Annotated in this window: 19 protein-coding genes and 1 tRNA gene; 4 read left to right on the top strand and 16 right to left on the bottom strand. The window is 72.2% G+C overall.

Going from position 1 to position 25,360, the window contains the following annotated elements:
• Positions 1-134: 134 nt before the first annotated feature.
• The 6 genes from fusA to ACGFZP_RS36640 all read right to left on the bottom strand — a co-directional run bounded on the left by fusA (position 135) and on the right by ACGFZP_RS36640 (position 7,637).
• The gene (gene fusA / locus ACGFZP_RS36615) at positions 135-2,240 is read right to left on the bottom strand and encodes an elongation factor G (protein ID WP_392941162.1); all 2,106 of its coding nucleotides are present in this window, start codon (positions 2,238-2,240) and stop codon (positions 135-137) included.
• Between the two features lie 39 nt (positions 2,241-2,279).
• Positions 2,280-2,750: a 30S ribosomal protein S7 gene (gene rpsG / locus ACGFZP_RS36620; RefSeq protein ID WP_148644378.1), complete on the bottom strand. Its 471-nt coding sequence runs from the start codon at positions 2,748-2,750 to the stop codon at positions 2,280-2,282.
• A gap of 2 nt (positions 2,751-2,752) precedes the next feature.
• The gene (gene rpsL / locus ACGFZP_RS36625) at positions 2,753-3,124 is read right to left on the bottom strand and encodes a 30S ribosomal protein S12 (RefSeq protein WP_014144289.1); all 372 of its coding nucleotides are present in this window, start codon (positions 3,122-3,124) and stop codon (positions 2,753-2,755) included.
• A gap of 389 nt (positions 3,125-3,513) precedes the next feature.
• Positions 3,514-5,097, bottom strand: a complete 1,584-nt coding sequence (locus ACGFZP_RS36630; protein WP_392941164.1) for a DUF2142 domain-containing protein — start codon at positions 5,095-5,097, stop codon at positions 3,514-3,516.
• 79 nt (positions 5,098-5,176) lie between these two features.
• Positions 5,177-6,862 carry a hypothetical protein gene (locus ACGFZP_RS36635; protein ID WP_392941166.1) on the bottom strand — a complete coding sequence of 562 codons (1,686 nt, stop codon included), beginning with the start codon at positions 6,860-6,862 and terminating at the stop codon, positions 5,177-5,179.
• A gap of 178 nt (positions 6,863-7,040) precedes the next feature.
• Positions 7,041-7,637 carry a DUF1707 and DUF4190 domain-containing protein gene (locus ACGFZP_RS36640; RefSeq protein ID WP_392941168.1) on the bottom strand — a complete coding sequence of 199 codons (597 nt, stop codon included), beginning with the start codon at positions 7,635-7,637 and terminating at the stop codon, positions 7,041-7,043.
• A 226-nt stretch (positions 7,638-7,863) separates the two neighbouring features.
• On the opposite strand from ACGFZP_RS36640, the gene ACGFZP_RS36645 reads away from it, so the two are divergent.
• The 4 genes from ACGFZP_RS36645 to ACGFZP_RS36660 all read left to right on the top strand — a co-directional run bounded on the left by ACGFZP_RS36645 (position 7,864) and on the right by ACGFZP_RS36660 (position 12,918).
• Positions 7,864-8,670, top strand: a complete 807-nt coding sequence (locus ACGFZP_RS36645; protein WP_392941170.1) for an ABC transporter ATP-binding protein — start codon at positions 7,864-7,866, stop codon at positions 8,668-8,670.
• On the top strand, positions 8,667-10,289 hold the full coding sequence (locus tag ACGFZP_RS36650; RefSeq protein WP_392941172.1) for a transporter: 1,623 nt from the start codon (positions 8,667-8,669) through the stop codon (positions 10,287-10,289). The genes ACGFZP_RS36645 and ACGFZP_RS36650 overlap by 4 nt, the downstream gene beginning before the upstream one ends.
• 126 nt (positions 10,290-10,415) lie before the next feature.
• Positions 10,416-11,738 carry a DUF2786 domain-containing protein gene (locus ACGFZP_RS36655; RefSeq protein WP_392941173.1) on the top strand — a complete coding sequence of 441 codons (1,323 nt, stop codon included), beginning with the start codon at positions 10,416-10,418 and terminating at the stop codon, positions 11,736-11,738.
• Between the two features lie 82 nt (positions 11,739-11,820).
• Positions 11,821-12,918: an ADP-ribosylglycohydrolase family protein gene (locus tag ACGFZP_RS36660; RefSeq protein ID WP_392941174.1), complete on the top strand. Its 1,098-nt coding sequence runs from the start codon at positions 11,821-11,823 to the stop codon at positions 12,916-12,918.
• A 61-nt stretch (positions 12,919-12,979) separates the two neighbouring features.
• Here ACGFZP_RS36660 and ACGFZP_RS36665 read toward each other — a convergent pair whose 3' ends face one another.
• The 10 genes from ACGFZP_RS36665 to ACGFZP_RS36710 form a co-directional block, all read right to left on the bottom strand.
• A complete protein-coding gene (locus ACGFZP_RS36665) occupies positions 12,980-14,329 on the bottom strand; it encodes a serpin family protein (protein WP_392941176.1) in 1,350 nt (449 codons plus the stop codon).
• An 80-nt stretch (positions 14,330-14,409) separates the two neighbouring features.
• Positions 14,410-15,408: an ADP-ribosylglycohydrolase family protein gene (locus ACGFZP_RS36670; protein ID WP_392941178.1), complete on the bottom strand. Its 999-nt coding sequence runs from the start codon at positions 15,406-15,408 to the stop codon at positions 14,410-14,412.
• An 8-nt stretch (positions 15,409-15,416) separates the two neighbouring features.
• Complete coding sequence (locus tag ACGFZP_RS36675; protein WP_392941179.1) at positions 15,417-16,631, bottom strand: cytochrome P450; 1,215 nt, start codon at positions 16,629-16,631, stop codon at positions 15,417-15,419.
• A 121-nt stretch (positions 16,632-16,752) separates the two neighbouring features.
• Positions 16,753-17,493: an NAD-dependent deacetylase gene (locus ACGFZP_RS36680; protein WP_392941181.1), complete on the bottom strand. Its 741-nt coding sequence runs from the start codon at positions 17,491-17,493 to the stop codon at positions 16,753-16,755.
• Between the two features lie 105 nt (positions 17,494-17,598).
• The gene (locus ACGFZP_RS36685; protein WP_392941183.1) at positions 17,599-18,207 is read right to left on the bottom strand and encodes a hypothetical protein; all 609 of its coding nucleotides are present in this window, start codon (positions 18,205-18,207) and stop codon (positions 17,599-17,601) included.
• A gap of 162 nt (positions 18,208-18,369) precedes the next feature.
• Positions 18,370-19,059 carry a response regulator gene (locus ACGFZP_RS36690; RefSeq protein ID WP_387949076.1) on the bottom strand — a complete coding sequence of 230 codons (690 nt, stop codon included), beginning with the start codon at positions 19,057-19,059 and terminating at the stop codon, positions 18,370-18,372.
• Positions 19,056-20,204: a sensor histidine kinase gene (locus tag ACGFZP_RS36695; RefSeq protein ID WP_392941185.1), complete on the bottom strand. Its 1,149-nt coding sequence runs from the start codon at positions 20,202-20,204 to the stop codon at positions 19,056-19,058. Before ACGFZP_RS36695 ends, ACGFZP_RS36690 begins: the two co-directional genes overlap by 4 nt.
• Positions 20,205-20,334: 130 nt before the next feature.
• On the bottom strand, positions 20,335-21,003 hold the full coding sequence (locus ACGFZP_RS36700) for a DUF4097 family beta strand repeat-containing protein (protein ID WP_392941187.1): 669 nt from the start codon (positions 21,001-21,003) through the stop codon (positions 20,335-20,337).
• Positions 21,004-21,210: 207 nt separating this feature from the next.
• Positions 21,211-21,284, bottom strand: a tRNA-Met gene (locus ACGFZP_RS36705).
• A gap of 181 nt (positions 21,285-21,465) precedes the next feature.
• Positions 21,466-25,359, bottom strand: coding sequence for a DNA-directed RNA polymerase subunit beta' (locus ACGFZP_RS36710; RefSeq protein ID WP_392941189.1), 3,894 nt, complete (start codon positions 25,357-25,359; stop codon positions 21,466-21,468).
• Position 25,360: the final 1 nt, after the last annotated feature.

Genomic DNA, 25,360 nt, shown 5'->3' on the forward strand with positions numbered 1-25,360 from the left:
TGCCGTCCCGCGGGTGGGGGGGCCGGAGGGCCCCGGGAGAATCCGGCCGGATTCTCCCGGAACGCCTCCTACAAGCCTAAGGGTTCGCAATCATCCCGAATGTCGGGCTGACACGACTCCGGCAGGAGCCGGAGCTACTCGCCCTTGGCCTTGGCGATGATGTCGTCCGCCACGTTCCGCGGAACCTCGGCGTACGAGTCGAACTGCATCGAGTAGCTCGCGCGACCAGAGGTCTTGCTGCGCAGGTCACCGACGTAGCCGAACATCTCGGAGAGCGGCACCAGCGCCGAAACGACGCGGGCACCGTAACGCTCGTCCATGGACCGGATCTGGCCACGGCGAGCGTTGATGTCGCCGATCACATCGCCCATGTAGTCCTCGGGCGTGGTGACCTCGACGGCCATCATCGGCTCGAGCAGAGCCGGGGACGCCTTGCGAGCGCCCTCCTTGAAGGCCATCGAACCGGCGATCTTGAACGCCAGCTCGGAGGAGTCGACGTCGTGCGAGGCACCGTCGAGCAGCGTCACGCGGACACCCTGGAGGGCGTAGCCGGCGAGCACGCCGAACTCCATGGCCTCCTGGCAACCGGCGTCGACCGAGGGGATGTACTCCTTCGGAACGCGGCCACCGGTGACCTTGTTCACGAACTCGTAGCCCTCGCCGGACTCGATCGGCTCGATCGCGATCTGGATCTTCGCGAACTGGCCGGAGCCACCGGTCTGCTTCTTGTGCGTGTAGTCGATGCGCTCGACGGCCTTGCGGATCGTCTCGCGGTAGGCGACCTGCGGCTTGCCGACGTTGGCCTCGACCTTGAACTCACGCTTCATACGGTCGACCAGCACCTCGAGGTGCAGCTCGCCCATACCCGCGATGATGGTCTGGCCGGTCTCTTCGTCGGTGTTGACCTGGAAGGACGGGTCCTCCTCGGCCAGCCGCTGGATCGCGGTGCCCAGACGCTCCTGGTCACCCTTCGACTTCGGCTCGATCGCGACGCGGATAACCGGGGCCGGGAAGTCCATGGACTCCAGGATGACCGGGTGCTTCTCGTCGCTCAGGGTCTCGCCGGTGGTGGTCTGCTTGAGACCCATGACGGCGACGATGTCGCCGGCGCCCACCGAGTCGATCTCCTCACGCTTGTTCGCGTGCATGCGGTAGATCTTGCCGATGCGCTCCTTGCGGCCCTTCACCGCGTTGAGGACGGCGGTGCCGGCCTCAAGGCGCCCGGAGTAGATCCGGACGAAGGTGAGCTTGCCGAGGTGCGGGTCGGACATGATCTTGAACGCCAGAGCCGCGAGCGGCTCCTCGTCCGACGCCTTGCGGGAGATCTTGACCGTGTCGTCGCCGGGCTTGGTGCCCTCGATGGACTCGATGTCCAGCGGCGACGGGAGGTAGTTCACGACCGCGTCGAGCAGGGGCTGAACGCCCTTGTTCTTGAAGGCGGTACCGCAGAAGATCGGCGTGAAGTCCGAGTTCAGCGTGCCCTTGCGGATCGCGGCGATCAGCAGCTCCTGGGGGACGTCCTCGCCCTCCATGGCGAGCTCCATCACCTCGTCGCTGACGTTCGACACGGTGTCCAGCAGCTTCTCGCGGTACTCCGCGGCCTGGTCGGCCAGCTCGGCCGGGATGTCGACGATGTCGTACATCTCGCCCTTGGCGGCCTCGGCCGTCCAGACCAGCGCCTTCATGCGGACAAGGTCGACAACGCCCTTGAAGTCCGCCTCGGCACCGATCGGGAGCTGCATCACCAGCGGGGTCGCGCCGAGGCGGTCCACGATGGTGTCGACGCAGAAGAAGAAGTTCGCGCCCGTGCGGTCCAGCTTGTTGATGAAGCAGATGCGCGGGACGCCGTAGCGGTCAGCCTGCCGCCACACGGTCTCGGACTGGGGCTCGACACCGGCGACACCGTCGAACACCGTGACGGCACCGTCGAGGACGCGCAGCGAACGCTCCACCTCGACGGTGAAGTCGACGTGACCCGGGGTGTCGATGATGTTGATGGTGTTGTCAACGCCGTCGAGCGTCCAGTGACAGGTCGTCGCGGCCGACGTGATCGTGATGCCGCGCTCCTGCTCCTGCTCCATCCAGTCCATGGTGGCAGCGCCATCGTGGACCTCACCGATCTTGTACGAGACACCGGTGTAGAACAGGATCCGCTCGGTGGTGGTGGTCTTGCCCGCGTCGATGTGCGCCATGATCCCGATGTTGCGGACCCTGGCAAGGTCAAGGGAGGTTGCAGCCATGGTGGCTCGTTCTCTCTCTGTCTAGTGACGGGGTTAGGACTACCAGCGGTAGTGCGCGAAGGCCTTGTTCGACTCGGCCATCTTGTGAGTGTCCTCGCGACGCTTCACGGAAGCGCCCAGGCCGTTGCTGGCGTCGAGGATCTCGTTCATCAGGCGCTCGGTCATGGTCTTCTCGCGACGGGCGCGGGAGTAACCGACCATCCAGCGCAGCGCCAGGGTGCTGGCGCGGCCCGGACGGACCTCGACCGGGACCTGGTAGGTCGCGCCACCGACACGGCGGGACTTGACCTCGAGGGCCGGCTTGACGTTCTCCAGCGCGCGCTTCAGCGCCACGACCGGGTCGGAGCCGGTCTTCTCACGGACGCCCTCGAGGGCGCCGTAGACGATCCGCTCGGCGGTGGAGCGCTTGCCGTGCAGCAGGATCTTGTTGACCAGCTGGGTGACGACCGGGGAGCCGTAAACCGGGTCGATGATGACCGGGCGCTTCGGGGCGGGGCCCTTACGAGGCATTCTTACTTCTCCTTCTTGGCGCCGTAGCGGCTGCGAGCCTGCTTGCGGTTCTTGACACCCTGGGTGTCAAGCGAACCGCGGATGATCTTGTAGCGGACACCAGGAAGGTCCTTCACACGACCACCGCGCACCAGCACGATGGAGTGCTCCTGCAGGTTGTGGCCCTCGCCCGGGATGTAAGCGGTGACCTCGATCCCGCTGGTGAGGCGCACACGGGCGACCTTACGAAGCGCCGAGTTCGGCTTCTTCGGGGTGGTCGTGTACACACGCGTGCAGACCCCACGGCGCTGCGGGGAACCCTTCAGCGCGGGAGTCTTGTTCTTCTCGACCTTGTCCTGCCGGCCCTTTCGGACCAGCTGCTGGATCGTAGGCACCGTTTCTCCGTTTTCTGTGTGCCAAGGCTTGGTAAAACTAACCTGCGGTGTTCCCATCGCACACGGCCCCGTGGTCGACCCACGCGGTCGGGTGTGTTGGGCTTATTCCGGTACGGAATCCCATGGGCTGCTGTACAGCGACGGCGCTCACGCGCGGCGCGCCGAAAGGCGCTCCGGCTTGGCGCGGCGACCGGTGTGCATGCACGCACAAGGACCCGGGGACACCCCAGGCACAAGGTCAGAGCGTACCTAGCGCATCGGGCTCGGTCAAAACAAATGTAACGCCGCAGGTCGTGGCGGTTGTGACGGAAGCGCGACCGGAGCGGGCCGGGGATCTCCCCGGCGCCCGCTCCGCATACCACACATCCCGGGTGCCCGCTGTCCCGACCCTACGCGTCCGCCGGTATGGCCGCGAGCGGGCGGTGCCGGCCACCCGCCTCGCGGGCGCGCTTGCCGGTGGGCGCGGCGGCCGGGTCCTCCCGGTCGGTCACCACCACCAGCAGGGCCAGGACCAGGGCCGCCACCGTGTAGACGACCACCCAGAGCGGCCAGCCGCCGGGCGGCGCCCACAGCGCCGGGCGCATCAGGAACGGACCGGTCGTGCCGACGGTGTTGCGGCGCAGCGCCCAGACGAAGGCCGCCGCGTTGGCGACCGAGAGCGTGAACGAGGACAGCACCAGCAGCCGGCGCCAGGGCATCCCCGGCCGCCACGACTGCCGGGCGCAGATCACCGTGGCCATGATGGGCAGGCCCACCGCGAAGGGCAGCAGGTAGCGGCCCTGCCAGATCATGCCCAGCGTGCTCGCCTGCATGGCCTGGGCCACCACCGGGATCATCACGATGCCGATCAGCGCGCCGACGATGGCCAGCACCTCACGGGGGCGGGCGAAGCAGAGCGCGAGCAGGCCCAGCATCACCACGATCCCGGCCCAGAACAGGATCGTCGCGGCCGGCGGCGCGGTGTCCAGCCAGCCGAATACGCCGACCATCTGCTGGATGTAGGTGAAGGTGTTGTCGAAGGTCTTACGGGCCGCGGTCAGCGCGGTGAGGGTGTCCGGGGTCCGGATGACGGAGTTGTCCGGGTGCGCCGAGGACCAGACCAGCGCGGCGACCGAGGCGGCCACGATGGCGGTGGCCCAGAGCCAGGCGGAGCGGCGGCGCAGCACCTCGCGCAGGGCTCCGCGCTCCTGCAGCAGCAGCGCGAACACCACCGCGCCGGCGAACCAGATCAGGCCCAGCGGACGGATGCTGATCAGCACGATCGCGCCGATGCCCAGTCGGGCCAGCCGGCGGGTGAGCAGCTTCGGCTCCGGCGACATGAGTATCGGCAGCCCGGCGCTCCAGGCCAGGACGCCGGCCGCGATCTCCGGGCCGCTGGGGTTGACCATGCCGGCCATGAACAGCGCCATCGGGGTGGCCGAGGCCAGCACGCCGAGCATCGGCAGCGAGCGGCGGCGCCACTCGGCGGCCGAGACCACCGCGCTCGCCAGCAGTGCGGCGCAGATCACGGCCGACATCAGGCGCATCAGGTAGAGCCCGCCCTCGCCGGACACCAGCAGGCTGGGCCAGCCGACGGCCAGGTAGTAGGCCGGGTTGTAGCGGCCGGCCGCGGTGGTGACCAGTACCTCGGTCTCGCTGTCCTTGAGCGTGGGCGCGCAGTCGGCCGACTTCTCGGACTGGAAGACGTAGCAGGCGTTGACGTCCTTGAGGTCCTGGTAGAGCTTGGGCAGCGTCACCCCGCTCTCGGCGAAGTGGCCCTCGATCCCGGCGACCATGTGCGGGACCATCACCTCGCGGCCCTCGATCTGGCCGCGGGCGACGGCTGCGGCGCGGATCAGGTGCGCGTGCTCGTCCGGCGACGCCCCGATCGGGGTGGCCACCGACCAGGACGCCCCCAGGGCCAGGAACAGTGCGAAGGACACCGCCCAGAGGCGTCTGGGAGTCGTCGCGAGCCGGTCGGCGAGTCGCTTCATGACGTTCATCATCGGATGCTGGGCCTCGATGGGATTCAGGTCGGTCGGGATGCGCGCCGGCGGAGCCGCCGACGGGCCGTCACTGGATCAGGGTGAGCCACGTCTGGTCGCCGTCCTTGGAGCACTTGCCCTCGGGGGCGTAGGTCGGGCAGCTGCCGTCCAGCTTCTGCACCGTGTGCGAGACCCAGGGCAGGATCCGGTAGGTGTTCTCCTTGGCCGGCATGTAGCGGTCCGACATCGAGGAGGAGACCGTGCCGAACAGGAACAGCAGCGCGAACAGCGTGCCGACCACCGCGGCCCGCAGGTTCGGGAAGGCCTCACCGGACGCCGTGGCCGACCCGGCCGCGGTGAGCTCGCCGGTACCGGCCCGGCGCTCCGCCAGCCGCAGCGAGACCAGGTGGGCGACCAGGGCGCACAGGATCAGGCCGCAGTAGAGCAGCTGGTTGTTGGTGCGGGTGTAGAGCTGGACGGTCTGGGTCTCGTACATGTGCGAGGCGATGTACATCCGCATCACCCAGGCGCTGGCGAACATGCAGCATATGGTGACCACCAGCGGCTTGCGCAGGCCCAGCCAGAGTGCGGCGCCCAGGCAGACGAACATCACCACGGCGAACAGGCCCATGCCGCCGAACTCGCCCGGCAGCGGCCACTCGCCCACCTTGCCGGGCATGTCGGTGCGCCACATCAGGAAGTACGCCGGGTCGACGAAGTTGTCGAACCGGAAGTTGTAGTCCTTGGTGTCCTGCCCCTCCGTCAGCATGGTGACGAGGTAGCTCCCCGCGACGACCAGGAAGGCCGCGCCGGTCACCCCGAGGTAGGCCAGCCCCTTGAGCCGGCCGGTCCGCCAGGGGAAGTAGAGCAGCACCGCGACCAGGACGCCCGCCGCGCTCCACAGGAACCAGCCGGAGTAGGTCAGGAAGAGCACGCCGAGCGCCGCCCCGAAGGCGGTCGCCTTGAGCAGCACCGGGGGCCAGCCGGCCGTCCCGCTGCGGCGCAGCTCGACCACCATCGCGACCAGCACCGGCACCAGCAGGACCAGCACGGTCTGGCTGTACGGCTTGTAGGCGTCGATCAGCGCGAAGGCCGGCAGCACGCCGAAGGCCAGCGCGCGCACCGGGCTGAGCAGCGTGCGCCAGGCCAGGTAGACCATCGGGCCGAACGCCGCCGCGCCGAGGATCTGCAGGTCCTTGAAGGCGTAGGCGGTGTTGCCGCCGCGGAACCACTCGGCGTAGTAGCCCAGGGTGTAGAGCGGCAGCGGCGGGTAGACCGGGGAGCCGGAGGGCTGCCCGTTGGCCACCGCGTGGGCCCATTCGACTATCCGCCCGCTGTCGCCGTTGAGGCCGAACATCGGCCACGGGGTGCCGAGCAGGGCGACGACCGCGCCCGCCGCGACGAAGCCGCTGGCGAGGCCGGCCAGGCCGGCGCTGGCGAAGCGGGCGGCCAGGTTGAAGTGGCGGCCGGCCCGCAGCCGCATCGCGACGACGACCACGGCGAGCAGGAACAGGCCGATCAGCGCGAACCGCAGCTGGATTGCGGCGAGACCGCTCACCTGGGCGATCCGGTTGAGCGGGTTGAGGTCGAAGCCGCGGGCCATCAGCGGCAGGACCAGGGCCGCCAGGAAGGCGACCACCGCCTCGCCGGCCAGCAGGACGGGTGAGGAGCTCCAGAAGGACCCGCCGGAGCCGTGCCGCCGGGTCCTCGCCACCGCCCGGGAGCGGACCCCCGTCGAGGAGGGCGTACTGGTGTCCTCGGCACTGACTGTCACTGGACTGGTCCCTCAGCTGGTGGGTTCTCCGACGGGCTGCCCACCGGTTCACGGGCCCGCCACAGGACGTGCGGGGTCCCGGCGAGGGTCCGGGGCAGCTGCTCCCGGAATCCTAAGGCCTGACCGCACAAGAGTTCACGCGAGATCCCGCCCGTCCGCCCGTGGCAGGGCCGGATGGTCAGGAGGCGAACACGAGCGCCGCGAGCAGCAGGAGCCAGCTCGCGACCGAGAGCCAGCCGAGGACCAGGCCGGTGACGGCCATGCCGTCGCCCTCCTCGTTCCGGGTGGCCAGCTGGTTCTTGGCGATGTGTCCGCAGATCACAGCGGGTACACCGGTCATCCCCATGGTGGGGATGGTCAGCACGCCGAGGACCAGGGAGGCCGTCGCGGCGGCGTTGGTGCGGCGCGGCGGCGGGGGCAGGAAGGTCGGCGGGACGAGCGGCACGGGGCTGCCCATCTGGGCACCCATCGGTGCACCCATCGGGGCGACCATCGGACCGGACGGCAGGTCCGCGACCAGCATGGCCAGTTCGCCGTAGGTCTGCGCGGCGCTCGCCCCGTCGAAGCGCTGGGCGTACTCGTCGGCGGAGAGCCGGCCCTCGGCGTACGCGGCCTTCAGCACGTCGATGGTGCGCTCGCGGTCGGCGTGGGCGGCCCGCATCGCGGTCTGCGGGGTGTGCGCCGGCTGCCACGGCTGACCGTACGGCTTGGCCGGGACCTGTGGCGGTCGGCCACCCCAACCGGGGCCCTGCTCGCCCCACGGTTGAACGGCCATCCGCCACCTCCGACACCCCGGCACGCCGTGCGCGCTCACTGCCCTTCATAGTGCAGGACGAACGGGGGTCCTGAGTAGTTGCCACTTTTGCGGTGCGAGTGGACGACGTTCCGCGCCCGTCCGGCCGGCCCGGCCGACGAAGATCATCCCCGGAGGAGACAGTGCGGTCGGGCAGTGGCAGGCTGAGCTGGTCCGTCCTCCTACCACCGAGCAGAGTAGGCCGCCAATGCAGGCGTCAGCGCCGCCGCCGTCCCCCGTCCCCGTGCCCAGCGCCCCGGCCGCCGTCAGCATCCAGGGGTTGTGGAAGCACTTCGGCAGCCAGGCCGCCGTCGCCGGGCTGAGCCTGGAGCTGCCCGCCGGCGCCTTCATCGGGCTGGTCGGCCCGAACGGCGCGGGCAAGACCACCACGCTGTCCATGGTCACCGGGCTGCTCCGGCCCGACCAGGGCACCGTGCTGGTGCACGGCGCCGACGTCTGGGCCGACCCGGTCGCGGTCAAGGCCAGGATCGGCATCCTGCCGGAGGGCCTGCGGATGTTCGAGCGGCTCAGCGGGCGGGAGCTGCTCCAGTACAACGGACGGCTGCGCGGCCTGCCGGGCGCCGAGGTGGACCGCCGCGCCGAGGAGCTGCTGGCCGTCCTGGACCTGCTGGGCGACGCCGACAAGCTGGTCGCCGACTACTCGACCGGTATGCGCAAGAAGATCGGCCTGGCCGCGGCGCTGCTGCACAACCCCGACGTGCTGTTCCTGGACGAGCCCTTCGAGGGCGTCGACCCGGTCTCCGCCCAGACCATCCGCGGGGTGCTCAAGCGCTACGCGGCGGCCGGCTCCACGGTGGTCTTCTCCAGCCACGTCATGGAGCTGGTCGAGCAGCTCTGCGACTGGGTGGCGGTGGTCAACGCCGGCCGGGTGATCGCCCAGGGCCCGCTGGACACCGTGCGCGGCGGGCGCACCCTGCACGCCGCCTTCCTGGAGCTGGTCGGCGTGCGCGAGGACGACGGCCAGGCCCTCGGCTGGCTCGGGGGCGAGCGGTGAGCGCTCCGCTCCATCCGGCCGTCCCCGACGGCCGGGTCGTCGTGCGCACCCTGGTCGCGCTCAAGCTCCGGCTGCTGCGCAACGGGCTGCGGCGCAGCCCCGGGCGGACGGCGGTCTACGTCGTCGGCAGCGTGCTGGGCCTGCTGTTCGCCGGTGCGATCGCGGTGGCCTTCGCCTTCCTGGGCCGGATCGACGGCGCCGGCGACGCGGGCGTGATGCTGGTCGGCGTCCTGACCATCGGCTGGGCGGCGCTGCCGCTCTTCCTCTTCTCCAGTGACGAGAGCTCCGACCCGACCCGGCTCACCATGCTGCCGCTGCGGCCCGGTCCGCTGCTGCGCGGCTCGCTGCTGGCCGCGCTGATCGGCCCGGGCCCGCTGGTGACGCTGGTGCTGGCCACCGGTGCGGCGCTGGCGGGTGCGGACGGCGCCGGCTCGGCGGTGGCCGCGGTGGTCGGCGTGCCGCTCGCGGCGGTCTCCCTGGTGGCCCTGTCGCGCTCGGTCGCGGCGGGCAACGCCCGGCTGCTGTCCAGCCGGCGCGGCAAGGACTTCGCGATCTTCGGCGGGCTGCTGTTCGCCCTGCTGATCCAGATCGCCAACATCGGCTCGCAGAGCGTCTTCGGCAAGGCCGGCGAGGACGGCCTGGACCTCAGCCCGCTGGCGCCGATCGCCTCGGTGCTGCGCTGGATACCGCCGATCAGCGCCGTGGACGCCTCCCGTACCGCGGGCGAGGGGGACTACGGCCTCGCCGTGCTCCAGCTGGCCTCGGCGGCCGTGCTGCTGGCGCTGCTGCTGCGCTGGTGGCTGGGCAGCCTCCAGCAGCTGATGGTCACCGCGGACGCCTCCACCCTGGAGGTGGCGCGCGGTGTGCAGGCCTCGCGCGGCTGGGGCTTCCTGCCCGAGGGGCGGGTGGGCGCGGTGATGCAGCGCCACCTGCGGTACGCCTGGCGCGAGCCGCGGGCCAAGGCCGCCGTGTTCACCAGTGTCGGGATGACCCTGGTGGTCTGCGTGCTGTCGGTGGTCCAGGGCTGGGCGAGCGTCTACCTGGTGGCGGTGACCGGGATGTTCCTCGGCCTGCAGATGCTCAACCTGTTCGGGATGGACGGCTCGGCGTTCTGGATGGTCGCGGCCACCCTGCTCACCCCGGCCGACGCGCGGGACGAGCTGCGCGGGCGGGCGTACGCGGTGCTGTCGTACGCCGTGCCGGTGACGGTGGTGCTGGCGGTGGTGCTGGCCGCGGTCACCGGTGACTGGGCGGGGCTGGCGCCCGCGATCGGCCTGGCGCTGGCGCTGCTCGGCTGCGGCCTCGCGGTCGGCGCGGTGCTCAGCGTGCTGGCGCCGTACACGATGCCCTCCGACAGCAATCCGATGCGCAACGCCGCGCCCGGCCAGAGCGGCCTGGTGATCCTCAACAGCATGGGTTCGATGGTCGGCGCCGTGCTGCTCGGCCTGCCCGTCGGCGGCCTCCTGCTGTGGGCGCTGGCGACGGACGGGCCGGGCTGGCCCGTCCTGCTGGCCGGCCCGCCGTACGGGGCGCTGATCGCCGCCCTGGGCATCCGGCTGGCCGCCGGCCGGCTGCTGGAGCGCACGCCGGAGATCCTCGCCAAGGCCGTCCAGCGCTGAGGCCCCGCCGGAGCGCCCGGCCCCGCCGACAGGGCACGTCCCGTCGGCGGGGCCGGGCGCTCCGGCATCATGGGCGGGAGACCGTTCCGATCCATCGGGCGGACGCGACGAGGAACGGGACACACCGTGGGCAAGCGCAGGCAGCAGGGCGGCGACCGGGCGGACGGGGGCGCCGGGCCGCTACTGGAGCAGGCGGTGGCGGCGGTCCTGGTCGCGCCCGAGGACCGGCTCGACCTCGCCCTGGACACCGGGGCCTCGCTGCTGGCCGCCTCGGTCGCGCAGTGGCCGGCCGTGAGCCGGGCACTGCTCGGCCACGCGGACACCGCGGTGGGGCGGTGCTGGTCGGCCGGGTGGCGCCCGGCGGACCTGGTCCGGGTGGTGCGGCGGGAGCTGAAGCCGGTGCACCTGGCGCTCGCAGTGGACCTGATCGCCGCCGAGGGCCGGCGCCACCCGGCGGCCGCGCCGGACCGCCGCTGGCTGGAGCAGCTGCGCGAGCTGGAGGTCGAGGTGTGGTGGCAGGGCGACGAGGCCTACCTCGCCGCCTTCGCCCACCGGCACCGGCTGGACCGCTTCGCGCTGGCGACCGCCGCGCTGGAGCTGCTGCGGACCTGGGGCCGGCTGCCCCCGATCTCGCCGGTCGGCCCGGCCCCGGGGGCGGGGACGCCCTCCGGCGGCGGGGCCCGGGTGAACCGGCCGCAGAGCGGACCGGTGCCGGGCGAGCCGCGGATGCTGTCGCGGATCCGGGCGCTGCTGGCGAAGGCCGAGTCCACCGAGTACCCGGAGGAGGCCGAGGCGCTGACCGCCAAGGCCCAGCAGCTGATGGCCCAGCACAGCATCGACGAGGCCCTGCTGGCCGTCGGCGTGCCGGACCGCAACGCCCCGGCGGCGCTGCGGATCGGGGTGGACAACCCCTACGAGAGCCCGAAGACGATGCTGCTGGACGCGGTGGCGGCGGCCAACCGCTGCCGGGTGGTGTGGGCCAAGGAGTTCGGCTTCTGCACCATCGTCGGCTTCGACGGGGACCTGGACGGCGTCGAGCTGCTGTACACCTCGCTGCTGGTGCAGGCGACGGCGGCGATGCACAAGGCGGGCTCGCGCCAGCACCTGGACGGCGCCTCCCGCACCAAGGCGTTCCGGCAGTCCTTCCTGGTGGCGTACGCGGCGCGGATCCGCGAGCGGCTCACCGCCGCCACCGAGCAGGCCACCAGCGACGCGGCGGCCGGCCGGCACCTGCGCGAGGACGGCACCGAGGAGCAGCTGACGCCCGACGAGCGGCTGCTGCCGGTCCTGCTGGCGCGCGCCGAGGCGGTGGACCAGGAGGTCGGGCGGATGTTCCCGAAGCTGGTCTCGCAGCGGGTCCGGGTGAGCGACGGCGAGGGCTGGGCGGCCGGCCGCGCGGCCGCCGACCGGGCCGCCCTGCACGGCCGGGCCGGGGAGATCCGTTCCTAGCCCTAGGGGTGTGGACGCCGGGCCCCGGGCGCGGCGGGGCGGGCCTGATAGAACGGACAGCGACGAACAAGGGGGAGCAACGGTGACGGAGCCTGGGTACGCGGACCGGGTACGCGGGGCACTGCTCGGCGGCGGGATCGGAGACGCCCTGGGCTGGCCGGTGGAGTTCCAGCAGCTGCACCAGATCCGGGAGCAGCACGGCCCGGCGGGGGTGACCGGGCTGCCGACCGGCGGCCGGGTCGCCGAGGTCACCGACGACACCCAGATGACCCTGTTCACCGCCGAGGGGCTGATCCGCGGCTTCGTCCGGGGCTGGTCCGGCGACGGCGGCTCGGTGCCGGAGGCCGTGCACGGCGCCTACCAGCGCTGGCTGCTCACCCAGCAGCAGGGCGCGCCGAGCCGCCGGCCGCTCCCCCGCCCGTACGACGGCTGGCTGCTGCGGCACCCGTTCCTGTACGCACGGCGGGCACCGGGAAACGCCTGTCTGAGCGGGGTGTCGTACCACAAGGAGTTCGAGGCGCCGGCCGCGTTCGGGCAGCCCGGTCCGATCAACGCGCACTCCAAGGGGTGCGGCACGGTGATGCGCTCGGCGCCGTTCGGGCTGGGCCGGCTGGGCGTCGAGCAGTCCTTCGGGCTGGCCGCGCAGTGCGCGCAGCTGACCCACGGGCACCCGACCGGCTATCTGGCGGCGGGTGCGTTCGCCTCGCTGGTGGAGCGGCTGGCGGACGGCATGGAGGCGTGGACGGCGGTCGGGCAGACCGTGGACCAGGTCGGCGAGTGGCCGGGCGGCAAGGAGACCGTCCAGGCGCTGCACCGGGCGGTGCGGGTGGCCGAGGCGAGCGAGCCGTCGGCGGAGGCGGTGGAGCGGGTCGGGCTCGGCTGGATCGCCGAGGAGTGCCTGGCCATCGCGGTGTACTGCCTGCTGGCCGCCTCCGGGCCGGATCCGGCCCGGGAGGCGCTGCTGCTGTCGGTGAACCACTCCGGGGACAGCGACTCCACGGGTGCGGTCTGCGGCAACCTGGTCGGCGCCGCGTACGGCGCCTCGGCCCTGCCGGCGGACTGGACCGAGGCGGTGGAGGGCGGGGAGACGCTGCTGCGGGTCGCGGACGACCTGCTGGTGCTGTTCGGCAGCCGCGAGCCCGCCCATCCGGCGCTCGGCGGGCGCTACCCGGCCTGGTAGCCGCCGCTCGGCGCGCCGGGCCGCGGCGCGCCTGCTCAGCGCGCCTGCTCAACGCGTCTGCTCAGCGCGTCTGGGGGTCGGTGACCTGGCCGAGGAAGAGCGGGCACCCGGTGGCGGTGTCCCGGATCAGGAACAGGAACGGCCGGTCGATGTGCAGTTGGACCATCTGCTGCGGGGCGGGCGCGCCCGCCGCCGTCATGCCGACGCCGCTGCCCGCCGCGGCCACCGTGCCCTGCTCGTCCACCTGGACGGTGGCCTTCTGCGCCACCGCGCCGATCGCCAGCGGCTCCTGCGCCCCCGGTCCGGGGATGCCGCCGAAGTCGGCCGCGTCGAAGGCGGCCGCGACACCGAGTGCGCGCAGGGCGGGTACCAGGTCCTCGGCGGTGTCGAAGTGGAAGCGCGGTAGCGCCAGGTCGACCGCGCGGTCGGCCAGCGAGCCGAGGACCAGGGCGAGCTGCGCCTGGTCCAGGCCCTTGCGGAAGGCCTCGAAGCCGCCCTGCGCGGGCACCACCAGGTCCATCGCCAGGGTGCCGCCCGCGTAGGGCAGTTCGACGGCCTGCCAGGGCTCGCCGAGGATCCCGCCGGAGCCCTCGGCGTAGCGGAGCACGCCGGTCCGGCTCATCGTGGGGACCGCCGGGGCGGAGCCGTCGAGGCGGTGGAAGGGCTGGTCGGTGGTGCTCCCGTGGTGGAACGGGGAGGCCCAGTCGGCCTTCAGGTAGAGCGCGTCGGTGAGGACCAGGCGGGTGGTGGAGTCGATCGCCTTCTCGCCGAAGAGGTCCTTGATCCGGCCCTCGGTCTCCTTCTCCACCGTGGCGTTGACGGTCCGCCGGGAGCCCTCGGCGTCCTTGCGGAAGTCGGTGGTGTGCACGCCGGTGTCGAAGGCGGCGGCGAGGGTCCCCAGGTACTGCTGGTCGAGCGGGAACCCCTGCTGGACCCAGAGGTCGTCGGACCGGCGCAGGGTCGGGCCGCCGGTGGGCGGGGTGCGGCGGTCGAGGGCGCCGGTGGCGAGGGCGTACTGCTGCGGGGTGAGGTCGGTGTGCAGGGCCTTGGCGAGTTCCGCGGCGGTGGCGCCGCGGGCCCCGGGGAGGACCATCGCGAGCACGGTGGCCAGGCCGGACGGGGAGAGGACGAGGTTGCGGCCGGCCTGGTCGGGCGCCGCGGTGAGGGTGTGCAGCAGGTCCAGGCCGAAGGCGTTGGTGGCGTCGGCGGTCGCGGCGGCCTGGGCGGGGTCGACGGGGGCCGCGGTGGCGGGCGCGGAGGCCCGCAGGACCACGGCCGGCCGGTCGGCTCCGCCGCCGCAGGCGGTGGCGGTGGCGGTGAGCAGCAGTGCGGCGAGCGCGGCGGCGAGGAACGGGACCGAGGGACGGCGGCCGCGGCTGGCCCGGCGGATTCGGCGGATTCGGCTGTTCATGGCGGTTCGACGCGACAGCCCCCCGGGAGGTTCCGCCGGGCCCGGGGCGTCGGACCGCCCGACGCCCCGGGCCCTGGGTCTCAGTCCCAGAGCGCGCCGAGCGCGAGCAGCTCGTCCCGGTACTCGATCCGCTCCACCCAGGACTCGGGCCAGGCCGCCTCGCCGTGCCGGGCGCCGGCGAAGGCGCCGGCCAGGCAGGCGATCGAGTCGGAGTCGCCGGAGGAGTAGGCGGCCCGGCGGACGGCCGCGACCGGGTCGTCCGGGAACAGCAGGAAGCAGAGCAGACCGGTGGCGAGGGCCTCCTCGGCGATCCAGCCCTCGCCGGTGGCCAGGCACGGGTCCGCCTCAGCGTCGGGCGCGGCGAGCGCCGCGTCCAGCCGGTCGAGCACGCCCAGGCACTCGTCCCAGCCGCGGGCGATGAAGTGCTCGGGCGAGGGGTCCTGGGCGTGCGCCGCGAGGTCGCCGAGCCAGAACCCGTCGTACCGGGTGCGGTTGGCCAGCGCGTGCGCCCGCAGCTCGGCGGTCAGCACGGACGGCGCCAGGCCCTCGGTGAGCCTGCGGACGGCGTACGCGGTGAGGTCACTGGCCGCGAGCGCGGTCGGGTGGCCGTGGGTGAGGGCGGACTGCAGCTGGGCGGCGCCGGAGAGCTGCCGCACCGTCAGCTCCTTGACCAGGCCGATCGGGGCGACCCGCATGTTGGCGCCACAGCCCTTGGAGCCGACGTCGCTCGCCTGCTGCCAGCGGCGGCCGTCGCTGAGCCGCCGGCAGGAGCGCATGCAGGTGCCGCCGGGGGCCCGGTTGTTCTCGGGCGAGCCCCACCAGTCGACGAACTCCTCCCGCACCGGCCGCTCCAGGCTCGGCGGGACGAGCGGCCCGCGCTCCAGGGCGGTGCGCAGGCCGCGCCCGAGGGCGAGCGTCATCTGGGTGTCGTCGGTGACGAGCGCCCTGTCCGGGAGCGGCAGTGCGCGCCAGTCCGGGCCCTCGTAGGCGGCGATCATCTCGATGGTCCGGAACTCGGTCATCCGGCCCAGCGCGTCCCCGATCGCCAGACCCAGCAGTGTGCCCGTCGCCCTACCCACAACTCCCCCTACACCTCGACCAGCAGTTCCTCCAGCCCCCGGATCACGTACCCCGGGCGCCACTCGGGTTCGCGGACCAGCCGCAGGCCCGGCGCCCGGCGCAGCAGTGCGCCGTAGGACTCGGTGAGCTCCAGTCTGGCGAGCGGGGCGCCCAGACAGAAGTGGATTCCGGCACCGAAGGTGATGTGCGGGTTGTCGGCGCGGCCGAGGTCGAGCCGGTCGGGGTCGGCGAAGCGGGCCGGGTCGCGGTTGGCGGAGCCGAACAGCAGGGCGATCTCGGAGCCGCGCGGGATGGTGACGCCGCGCACCTCGACGTCCTCCAGCACCCAGCGCTCGAACATCTGCAGCGGGGTGTCCCAGCGCATCAGCTCCTCGACGGCGGTGGGCAGCAGCGCGTCCACCGAGCCGCGCAGCCGGGCGAGTTCGTCCGGGTTGCGGAACAGGGCCCACCAGCCGTTGCCGGTGGTGTTGACGGTCGCCTCGTGGCCGGCGTTGAGCAGCAGGACGCAGGTGGAGATCATCTCCTGCTCGCTGAGCGCGTCCGAGCCCTCCTGGGCCCGGATCAGCGCGCTGATCAGGTCGTCGCCCGGCTCGGCCCGGCGCTCGCGGATCAGGACGCGCAGGTACTCGGAGAACTCGATGCTGGCGGTGACGGCCCGGCGCGCGGTCTCCTCGCCGGGGTTGAGCTCGAACATGCCGGTGATGTCGGCGGACCACGGGCGCAGCAGGTGGCGGTCGGCCTCCGGGATGCCGAGCATCTCGGCGATCACCGCGACCGGCAGCGGCTCGGCGACGGCACCGATCAGGTCGCCGCCGCCGGCCGCGAGCAGTCCGTCGACGAGCTCTCCGGCCAGCCGCCGGACGGTCGGCCGCAGCCCTTCGACCATGCGCGGGGTGAAGGCCTTGGAGACCAGCCGGCGGATCCGGGTGTGGTCGGGCGCCTCCAGGTCGAGCAGCCCGTTGTCGTTGAGGGTGTGGAAGGGCTCGTGCGCCGGGTCGGGCGCGGGCCGGCCGAACTCCTCGTGGCTGAAGCGGTGGGTGTAGGTCCGGCCGAGCCGGCGGTCCCGCAGCAGCGCGCTGACGTCCTCGTGGCGGGAGACCAGCCACTGGCCGGTCGGCTCGTAGTACGTCACGGGCGCGTGCTCGCGCAGCTCGGCGTAGGCGTCGTACGGGTGAGCCACGAACTCCGTCGACCAGGGGTCGAACTTCGCCGTCGTCGTCATTGATCGATCACTCCAGGCCGTGAGGGGGAGCCGGAGTGATCATCGTACGCACGCGGCGTGTCCGGTTTAACCCCTTCCCGCCCCGCTCCTACCGCTCCGGCCCCGACCGCCCCCGCCCGGTTCAGCCCCGCTCGGCGAGCAGCCTGCGCACCAGGGCCGGCAGCGCCGTGGAGATCGGCTCCCGGATCACCTCGTCCGCCACCTCGTCGAACGGCGTCGGCTCGCCGTTCACCACGACCAGCCGGGCCCCGGACTCCCGCGCGATCTGCGGCAGCGCGGCCACCGGGTAGACCTGCAGGCTGGTGCCGACCGCGATGAACAGGTCGCAGGCCTTCGCGATGGCGTCGGCCCGCTCCAGCACCACCGGATCGAGGGCCTCGCCGAACATCACCGTGCAGGGCTTCAGCACGCCCCCGCACTCCCGGCAGGCCGGGTCCGGCTCGCCGTCCGCCACCCGCTCCAGCGCCTGCGCCATCCCGCTGCGCGCGCGGCAGCCGACACACTGCACCTCCCGTGCGGTGCCGTGCAGTTCGAGCACCTTGCGGTCGGGCAGACCGGCCCGCTGGTGCAGTCCGTCCACGTTCTGGGTGAGCACCCGTACCGGCAGGCCGGAGCGCTCCAGCTCCACCAGCGCCAGGTGGCCCGCGTTCGGCTCCGCGGCCAGCGCGCCCGCGTCCCGGCGCAGCAGCCAGGCCCGCCGGCGGACGTCCGGGTCGGCCAGGTACGGGCCGATCGTGACCAGCTGCTGGGCCTGCGGATCCCGCTGCCAAAGGCCCTTCGGGCCACGGTAGTCGGGGATGCCGGAGTCGGTGGAGGTCCCGGCGCCGGTGAGCACGGCGATCAGCGGGCGCTTGGCGTTCATGCCCCGGACGGTACGGCCCCGGCGGCCCGGACCGCCACCGAAATCCGGGGCGCCACGGGCCGAGCCGCCCCGGCGGGCGGGTCGGTCCGTGGCGCCCCGCGCGGCTCAGGCCGCCGCGAGCCGCCCGGCGCCGCGGACCCCGGCCAGCGGGGCCAGCGCCACCAGGTAGAGCACGGCGGCCGGCGCGATCAGGGCCAGGTCGGCCGCCGTGAGGGCGGTGCCGAGCAGCACCAGCGCCGGGCTCCACCAGCGCAGCGAGCGCGCCGCACCGACCGAGGCGGCCACCAGCAGCGCCAGCAGGCCGACGTAGAACAGCAGCGGGCCCACCGAGTAGAAGGCCGGCAGCACGCCCGGCTTGCTCTGGACGACGTCGAACAGCCGGTGCTGGTCGGCCTTGTCGACGGCCACCGCCCCGACGTACAGGTCGATCCCGATCTGCACCACCGAGGCCGCCAGCCCCGCGAAGGCCGCCCCCGTGGCCGCCGTGGCCGCGATCCGGCCGGCCGCGCCGCCCGGTGCGAGCAGCCCCCGCAGCGCGGCGACGATCGGGACGAACAGCAGCAGCCCCACCAGCATCAGACTGTGGCCGACCATCCACCCGGCGCCGGGCTCCCGGGAGCCGTCCAGCAGTCGGATGCCGCCGTACAGCGCCATCAGGGCGGGGGCGCCGGCGACGGCGTACGTGGTGAGGCGGCTGGTCTGCGAGGCGCTCATGTGCTCTCTCCTGCTCTGTGGGGTCGTTGCGACACCACAGATCCTGTCCACCGCGCCCCTCATCGGGGATCGCCCGCACCGGCGAAGTACCGCCCTCCCCCGCGCGGGGGAGCCCCGGCCCGCAGGCCCCGGACCGCAAGCCCCGGCCCGCCGCCGCCCCTCTCAGCCCTCCCCCGCCACCACCGCGCCCGCCTCGTACGCGAACACCACCGCATGCACCCGGTCCCGCAGCCCGAGCTTGGCCAGCACATTGCTGACGTGCGTCTTCACCGTGTGCTCGCTGACCACCAGCTCGGCGGCGATCTCCGCGTTGGACAGCCCGCGCGCCAGCAGCCGCAGCGTCTCCTGCTCCCGCGCCGTCAGCTGCTCCAGCAACCGGGACGGCGCCCGCACCGACTGCGCGCCCTGCCCCGCCCCGCCCGGCCGCCGCGCGGCGAACTCGCCGATCAGCCGGCGCGTCACCGAGGGCGCCAGCAGCGCCTCCCCGGACGCCACCATCCGCACGCCGTGCGCCAGGTCGTCGCGCCGGACGTCCTTCAGCAGGAACCCGCTGGCCCCCGCGTACAGCGCGTCGAAGACGTAGTCGTCGATGTCGAAGGTGGTCAGCATGATCACCTTCGTGGCCGGGTACTCCGCGCACACCCGGCGGGCCGCCTCCAACCCGTCCATCACGGGCATCCGGACGTCCAGCAGCAGCACGTCCGGGCCGTGCACCCGGACCGCCTCGATCGCCTCGACCCCGTCGCAGGCCTCCGCGACCACCTCGATGTCCGGCTGCGCGTCCAGGATCATCCCGAACCCGGCCCGCACCAGCTCCTGGTCGTCCGCCACGACCACCCGTATCGGCGTCATCCGCCCACCTCCTCCGCCAGCCCGGCCGCGCCCAACGGCAGCCGGGCACTCACCAGGAAACCCCTGCCCTCCGGCCCGGGCCCGGCCTCGGCCCGGCCCCCGCACGCGGCGGCCCGCTCCCGGATGCCGACCAGCCCCCGCCCGCCGGACCAGTCGCTCACCGCGCGGTCCGCCCGTCGGCGCACCCCGTGCCCGTTGTCGGACACCATGACCTCCAGCACCTCCCCCGCCCGGACCACCCGCACCGCCGCCCGGTCCGCGCCGGAGTGCTTGACGGTGTTGGTCAGCGCCTCCTGGACGATCCGGAAGGCCGCCGCCTCCACGTCGGCCGGCCACCCGGCGCCCTCCCCGGCCAGTTCGAGCTCCACCCGCAGACCCGCCTCGCGCACCCGCCCGACCAGGCCCGCGAGCTCCGCCAGCCGCGGCTGCGGCGCCAGCTCCGGCGCCGCGCCCTCCTCCTTCAGCACCCCGAGCACCCGCCGCAGCTGCACCATGGCGTCGCGGCCCGAGTCGGCGATGGTGTCGAAGGCCTTGATCGCCCGCTCCGGGTCGCGGTGCACCACCAGCGGCCCGGCCTCCGCCTGGATCACCATCAGCGAGACGGCGTGCGCCAGGATGTCGTGCATCTCCCGGGCGATCCGGGCCCGCTCCTGCGACACCGCGCGCGCCGCGTCGCTGGCGGCCCGCTGCCCGGCCTCCCGGGCCCGCTCGGTCTCCACCTGCGCCAGTCGCCTCAGCTCGCGCACCAGCGAGCCGAAGACGAACGCGCCGACCGAGGTCAGCAGGGAGAACAGCATGCCGTTCGGCGAGCGGGTGCCCACCACGTTGGCGGCCACCACCACCGCCAGCACGGCCCAGCGCTGGGTGTCCCGCGCCCGGTCGGCCACCGTGTAGACGGTGATCACCGCGTACAGCGGCAGCTGCGGCATCGCCGGGTGCGCCACCACCGACAGCGCCGCCGACACCCCGCCGCTGAGCGCCAGCACCGTCACCGGGGCCCGTCGCCGCCAGGGCAGCGGCGCCGCCGTCCCGAGCGCCAGCAGGTACACCCACCAGCCCCAGTGGCCGTCGTCGTGGTACACCGACCAGAGCGAGACCGCCGCGGAGCCCAGCGCCAACAGGCCGTCCAGGACGTACGGACTCACCCCGGCGAACCGGGCCCGCCAGGCCCTCCCCCGCGTGAACCGGTCCTCGTCCACCATCCCCCCGAACCCGGGGAGACCGCCCCCGCGGAGAAGATCATGCCCTACCGGCAGTGCCACCGGTACGGCCCGCTCAGGCACCGCGGACCGTCACTCCCCCGGTCCCCGTACGCGCCGTGATGCTGCGCGCCGCGCCGGGCTCGCGGGGCACCTCCACCGACACCCCGCCCGTACCCGCACTGGCGTCCACCGCGTACGCCTGCCCCGCGGGCACCCGCACCGTGACCCCGCCGGTCTCCGCCCGCGCCTCCACGGTGTCCGGGCCGGCCGCGAACGAGGCCTCGATCCCGCCCGTCCCGGTGGTCAGCCGCACCACCCGCGAGGTCAGCCCGTTCGCCTCCACCCCGCCGGTGCCGACCTTCGCCTCCACCTCGCCGGCCAGCCCGCTCAGCCGCACCCCGCCGGTCTCCGAACCGACCCGCACCCGCGTCCCGGCCGGCACGTCCACCTCGTAGCCGACCCCGCAGTCCTCGCAGTCGTAGGTCAGCGTCAGCGTGCCGTCCTGCACCACGTGGCTGCTCCGCGGCGCGGCGCCCCGGTAGTTCTGGTGCTCGGTGACCCGCACCGCGTCCCCGCCGCCGCGGACGGTGATCCCGCCCGTGTGCCCCTCGACCACCAGCACCCGCACCGGCTCGGCCACCCCGTACCCGACGTCCCGGCGCTCCTCGTCGTCCAACAGGCATCCCGACATGCCCCCCAGTACCGCCACGGTGATCGCCATCGCCCCCAGCGCCCGCTTCATCTCCGGCTCCCCTTCACGTCATCCGTCCTCGACGCCAAGAGACTCCCCCGCCGCGGTCCGCCCCCGCCTCCCCCGCCCGGGCGGTCTCCCCGTCTCCCCCGCGCGGCGGAGGTACGCGGCGGAGGCGCCCCGCGGAGGCAGTCGGCGGAGGCGTCCGGACAACAGCGAAGGGCCCGGAGGCTTGATGCCTCCGGGCCCTTCTCTTTGTAGCGGGGACAGGATTTGAACCTGCGACCTCTGGGTTATGAGCCCAGCGAGCTACCGAGCTGCTCCACCCCGCGTCGGTAAACACGACTCTACGCGAAGATGGCCAGGGAACCTAATCGATTCCCCTCCACCCCAAAAGACCCCCACAAATCCAGGCAAAACACCCGCGCGCAGGCAGAAAAGCAGACCGGCCGGGAACGCCGCAGGGCGGCCACCCCCTGAGGGGTGACCGCCCTGCGATCAGTGACCTTGATCTCAGCCGGTGTACGGGCCGTAGTCGTAGTCGTCCAGCGGGACCGCCTGGCCGGAGCCGGCGCCGAAGGGCGACAGGTCGTAGTCGTCGTAGCCGACGGCCGAGTACATCGCGGCCTTGGCCTCCTCGGTCGGCTCCACCCGGATGTTGCGGTAGCGGGGCAGACCCGTACCGGCCGGGATGAGCTTACCGAGGATGACGTTCTCCTTGAGGCCCAGCAGCGGGTCCGACTTGGCGTGGATCGCCGCGTCGGTGAGGACCCGGGTCGTCTCCTGGAAGGAGGCGGCCGACAGCCAGGACTCGGTGGCCAGCGAGGCCTTGGTGATACCCATCAGCTGCGGACGGCCGGAGGCGGGGTGACCGCCCTCGGAGACCACACGACGGTTCTCGGTCTCGAAGCGGCCGCGCTCGACGAGCTCGCCCGGGAGCAGCTCGGCGTCGCCCGACTCGATGATCGTCACGCGGCGGAGCATCTGCCGGATGATGATCTCGATGTGCTTGTCGTGGATCGACACACCCTGCGAGTTGTAGACCTTCTGGACCTCGGCGACCAGGTGGATCTGGACGGCACGCTGGCCCATGATCCGCAGCACGTCGTGCGGGTTGGTGGCACCCATGGTCAGCTTCTGGCCGACCTCGACCGCCTCGCCCTCGCTGACGAGCAGCTTCACACGCTTCGAGACCGGGTAGGCGATCTCGTCGGTGCCGTCGTCCGGCGTGACGACCAGCTTGCGGGTCTTCTCGGTGTCCTCGATGCGGACCCGGCCCTGCGCCTCCGAGATCGGGGCCACACCCTTGGGGGTACGGGCCTCGAAGAGCTCGACGACACGCGGCAGACCCTGGGTGATGTCGTCACCGGCCACACCACCGGTGTGGAAGGTACGCATGGTCAGCTGGGTACCGGGCTCACCGATGGACTGGGCGGCGATGATGCCGACCGCCTCACCGATGTCGACCAGCTTGCCGGTGGCCAGCGAACGGCCGTAGCAGAAGGCACAGGTGCCGACAGCCGACTCACAGGTCAGGATCGAGCGGGTCTTGACCTCGCTGATGCCGTGGCGGATCAGCTCGTCGATCAGCACGTCACCGAGGTCGGTGTTGGCGGTGGCAAGGAGCTTGCCGTCCACCGTGATGTCCTCGGCGAGCATGCGGGCGTAGACGCTGGTCTCGACGTCGTCCGTCTTGCGCAGCACGCCGTCCGCACCCACGGTGCCGATGGCGAGCTTCAGGCCGCGCTCGGTGCCGCAGTCCTCCTCGCGAATGATGACGTCCTGCGAGACGTCGACCAGACGACGGGTGAGGTAGCCGGAGTCGGCGGTACGCAGCGCGGTGTCGGCCAGACCCTTACGGGCACCGTGGGTCGAGATGAAGTACTCGAGAACGGTGAGGCCCTCACGGAACGACGCCTTGATGGGACGGGCGATCGTCTCGTTCTTCGCGTTCGACACCAGACCACGCATACCGGCGATCTGACGCATCTGCATCATGTTTCCTCGAGCGCCCGAGTCCACCATCATGAAGATGGGGTTCGTCTTCTCGAAGTTGGCGTTCATCGCCTCGGCGACCTCGTTGGTCGCCCGGGTCCAGATGCCGATGAGCTCCTGCTTGCGCTCGTCGTTGGTGATCAGACCGCGCTCGTACTGCTTCTGGATCTTCTCGGCCTGCGCTTCGTAGCCCTCGAGGATCTGGGCCTTCTGCGGCGGGACGACGACGTCCGAGATCGAGACGGTGACACCCGAGCGGGTGGCCCAGTGGAAACCGGCCGCCTTCAGGTTGTCCAGGGTCGCCGCGACGACGACCTTGGGGTAGCGCTCCGCCAGGTCGTTGACGATCGCGGAGAGCTGCTTCTTGCCCACCTCGTAGTCGACGAACGGGTAGTCCTCGGGCAGCAGCTCGTTGAAGAGCGCGCGGCCCAGGGTGGTGCGCAGGCGGAAGGACTCGCCCTCGAACCATGCCGACTGGCCGTCCTCGTCGACCGGCGGGGTCCAGCCACGGGGCGGGACGGTGCCGATCGGCAGGCGGACGTCGATGACGGCCTGGACGTCCAGCTCCTTGGCGTCGAAGGCCATGACGGCCTCGGCGGTCGAGGAGAAGGAGCGGCCGGCGCCCTTGACGTTCTCACGGTCCGAGGTCAGGAAGAACAGACCCAGCACCATGTCCTGGGTCGGCATGGTGACGGGGCGACCGTCGGCCGGCTTCAGGATGTTGTTCGAGGACAGCATCAGGATGCGGGCCTCGGCCTGCGCCTCCGCGGAGAGCGGCAGGTGGACGGCCATCTGGTCACCGTCGAAGTCCGCGTTGAACGCGGTGCAGACGAGCGGGTGGATCTGGATGGCCTTGCCCTCGACCAGCTGCGGCTCGAAGGCCTGGATGCCGAGGCGGTGCAGGGTGGGCGCACGGTTCAGCAGAACCGGGTGCTCGGCGATGACCTCTTCGAGGACGTCCCACACGACCGGGCGGGCGCGCTCGACCATGCGCTTGGCCGACTTGATGTTCTGCGCGTGGTTCAGGTCCACCAGGCGCTTCATCACGAACGGCTTGAAGAGCTCCAGCGCCATGGCCTTCGGCAGACCGCACTGGTGCAGCTTGAGCTGCGGGCCGACGACGATGACCGAACGGGCCGAGTAGTCGACTCGCTTGCCGAGGAGGTTCTGACGGAAACGACCCTGCTTGCCCTTCAGCATGTCGCTGAGGGACTTCAGGGGCCGGTTACCCGGGCCGGTGACCGGACGGCCGCGACGGCCGTTGTCGAACAGCGCGTCGACGGCCTCCTGGAGCATGCGCTTCTCGTTGTTCACGATGATCTCGGGGGCACCGAGGTCGAGAAGGCGCTTCAGGCGGTTGTTGCGGTTGATCACGCGGCGGTACAGGTCGTTCAGGTCGGAGGTCGCGAAGCGGCCACCGTCCAGCTGCACCATCGGACGCAGGTCCGGCGGGATGACCGGGACGCAGTCCAGCACCATGCCGTTGGGCTTGTTGGTGGTCTGCAGGAACGCGGAGACGACCTTGAGGCGCTTGAGCGCACGGGTCTTCTTCTGGCCCTTGCCGGTGCGGATGATCTCGCGCAGGCGCTCGGACTCCTCCGCCAGGTCGAAGGTCTCGAGGCGGTCCTTGAGGGCCGCCGCGCCCATCGAGCCGGAGAAGTAGGTGCCGAAGCGGTCGCGCAGCTCGCGGTAGAGCAGCTCGTCGCCCTCGAGGTCCTGGACCTTGAGGTTCTTGAAGCGGGCCCACACCTCGTCGAGGCGGTCGAGCTCGCGCTGCGCGCGGTCGCGCAGCTGCTTCATCTCGCGCTCGGCACCCTCGCGCACCTTGCGGCGCACGTCGGCCTTGGCGCCCTCGGCCTCCAGCTCGGCCAGGTCGGTCTCGGCCTTCTTGGCGCGGCCTTCGAGGTCGGAGTCGCGGCGGTTCTCGATCTGCTGGCGCTCGACCGAGACGTGCGCCTCCAGGGACGGGAGGTCGCGCTGGCGGCGCTCGTCGTCCACCCAGGTGATCATGTAGGCGGCGAAGTAGATGACCTTCTCGAGGTCCTTCGGCGCCAGGTCGAGCAGGTAGCCCAGGCGGGACGGGACACCCTTGAAGTACCAGATGTGGGTGACCGGGGCGGCCAGCTCGATGTGGCCCATCCGCTCACGGCGCACCTTGGCGCGGGTCACCTCGACGCCGCAGCGCTCACAGATGATGCCCTTGAAGCGGACGCGCTTGTACTTACCGCAGTAGCACTCCCAGTCCCGGGTGGGGCCGAAGATCTTCTCGCAGAAGAGCCCGTCCTTTTCCGGCTTCAGGGTGCGGTAGTTGATGGTCTCCGGCTTCTTGACCTCGCCGTGCGACCACTGGCGGATGTCGTCGGCGGTGGCCAGGCCGATGCGGAGCTCGTCGAAGAAGTTGACGTCAAGCACT

Origin of the sequence: Kitasatospora sp. NPDC048239 (genome assembly GCF_043202015.1) — a bacterium.
Lineage (GTDB): Bacteria > Actinomycetota > Actinomycetes > Streptomycetales > Streptomycetaceae > Kitasatospora.

What these genes read in the sequence shown, in the direction of transcription:
- fusA (WP_392941162.1), bottom strand. Translation starts at nt 2,240, where the DNA reads ATGGCTGCAACCTCCCTTGACCTTGCCAGGGTCCGCAACATCGGGATC.
- rpsG (WP_148644378.1), bottom strand. Translation starts at nt 2,750, where the DNA reads ATGCCTCGTAAGGGCCCCGCCCCGAAGCGCCCGGTCATCATCGACCCG.
- ACGFZP_RS36630 (WP_392941164.1), bottom strand. Translation starts at nt 5,097, where the DNA reads ATGAAGCGACTCGCCGACCGGCTCGCGACGACTCCCAGACGCCTCTGG.
- ACGFZP_RS36640 (WP_392941168.1), bottom strand. Translation starts at nt 7,637, where the DNA reads ATGGCCGTTCAACCGTGGGGCGAGCAGGGCCCCGGTTGGGGTGGCCGA.
- ACGFZP_RS36645 (WP_392941170.1), top strand. Translation starts at nt 7,864, where the DNA reads ATGCAGGCGTCAGCGCCGCCGCCGTCCCCCGTCCCCGTGCCCAGCGCC.
- ACGFZP_RS36665 (WP_392941176.1), bottom strand. Translation starts at nt 14,329, where the DNA reads ATGAACAGCCGAATCCGCCGAATCCGCCGGGCCAGCCGCGGCCGCCGT.
- ACGFZP_RS36675 (WP_392941179.1), bottom strand. Translation starts at nt 16,631, where the DNA reads ATGACGACGACGGCGAAGTTCGACCCCTGGTCGACGGAGTTCGTGGCT.
- ACGFZP_RS36680 (WP_392941181.1), bottom strand. Translation starts at nt 17,493, where the DNA reads ATGAACGCCAAGCGCCCGCTGATCGCCGTGCTCACCGGCGCCGGGACC.
- ACGFZP_RS36685 (WP_392941183.1), bottom strand. Translation starts at nt 18,207, where the DNA reads ATGAGCGCCTCGCAGACCAGCCGCCTCACCACGTACGCCGTCGCCGGC.
- ACGFZP_RS36690 (WP_387949076.1), bottom strand. Translation starts at nt 19,059, where the DNA reads ATGACGCCGATACGGGTGGTCGTGGCGGACGACCAGGAGCTGGTGCGG.
- ACGFZP_RS36700 (WP_392941187.1), bottom strand. Translation starts at nt 21,003, where the DNA reads ATGAAGCGGGCGCTGGGGGCGATGGCGATCACCGTGGCGGTACTGGGG.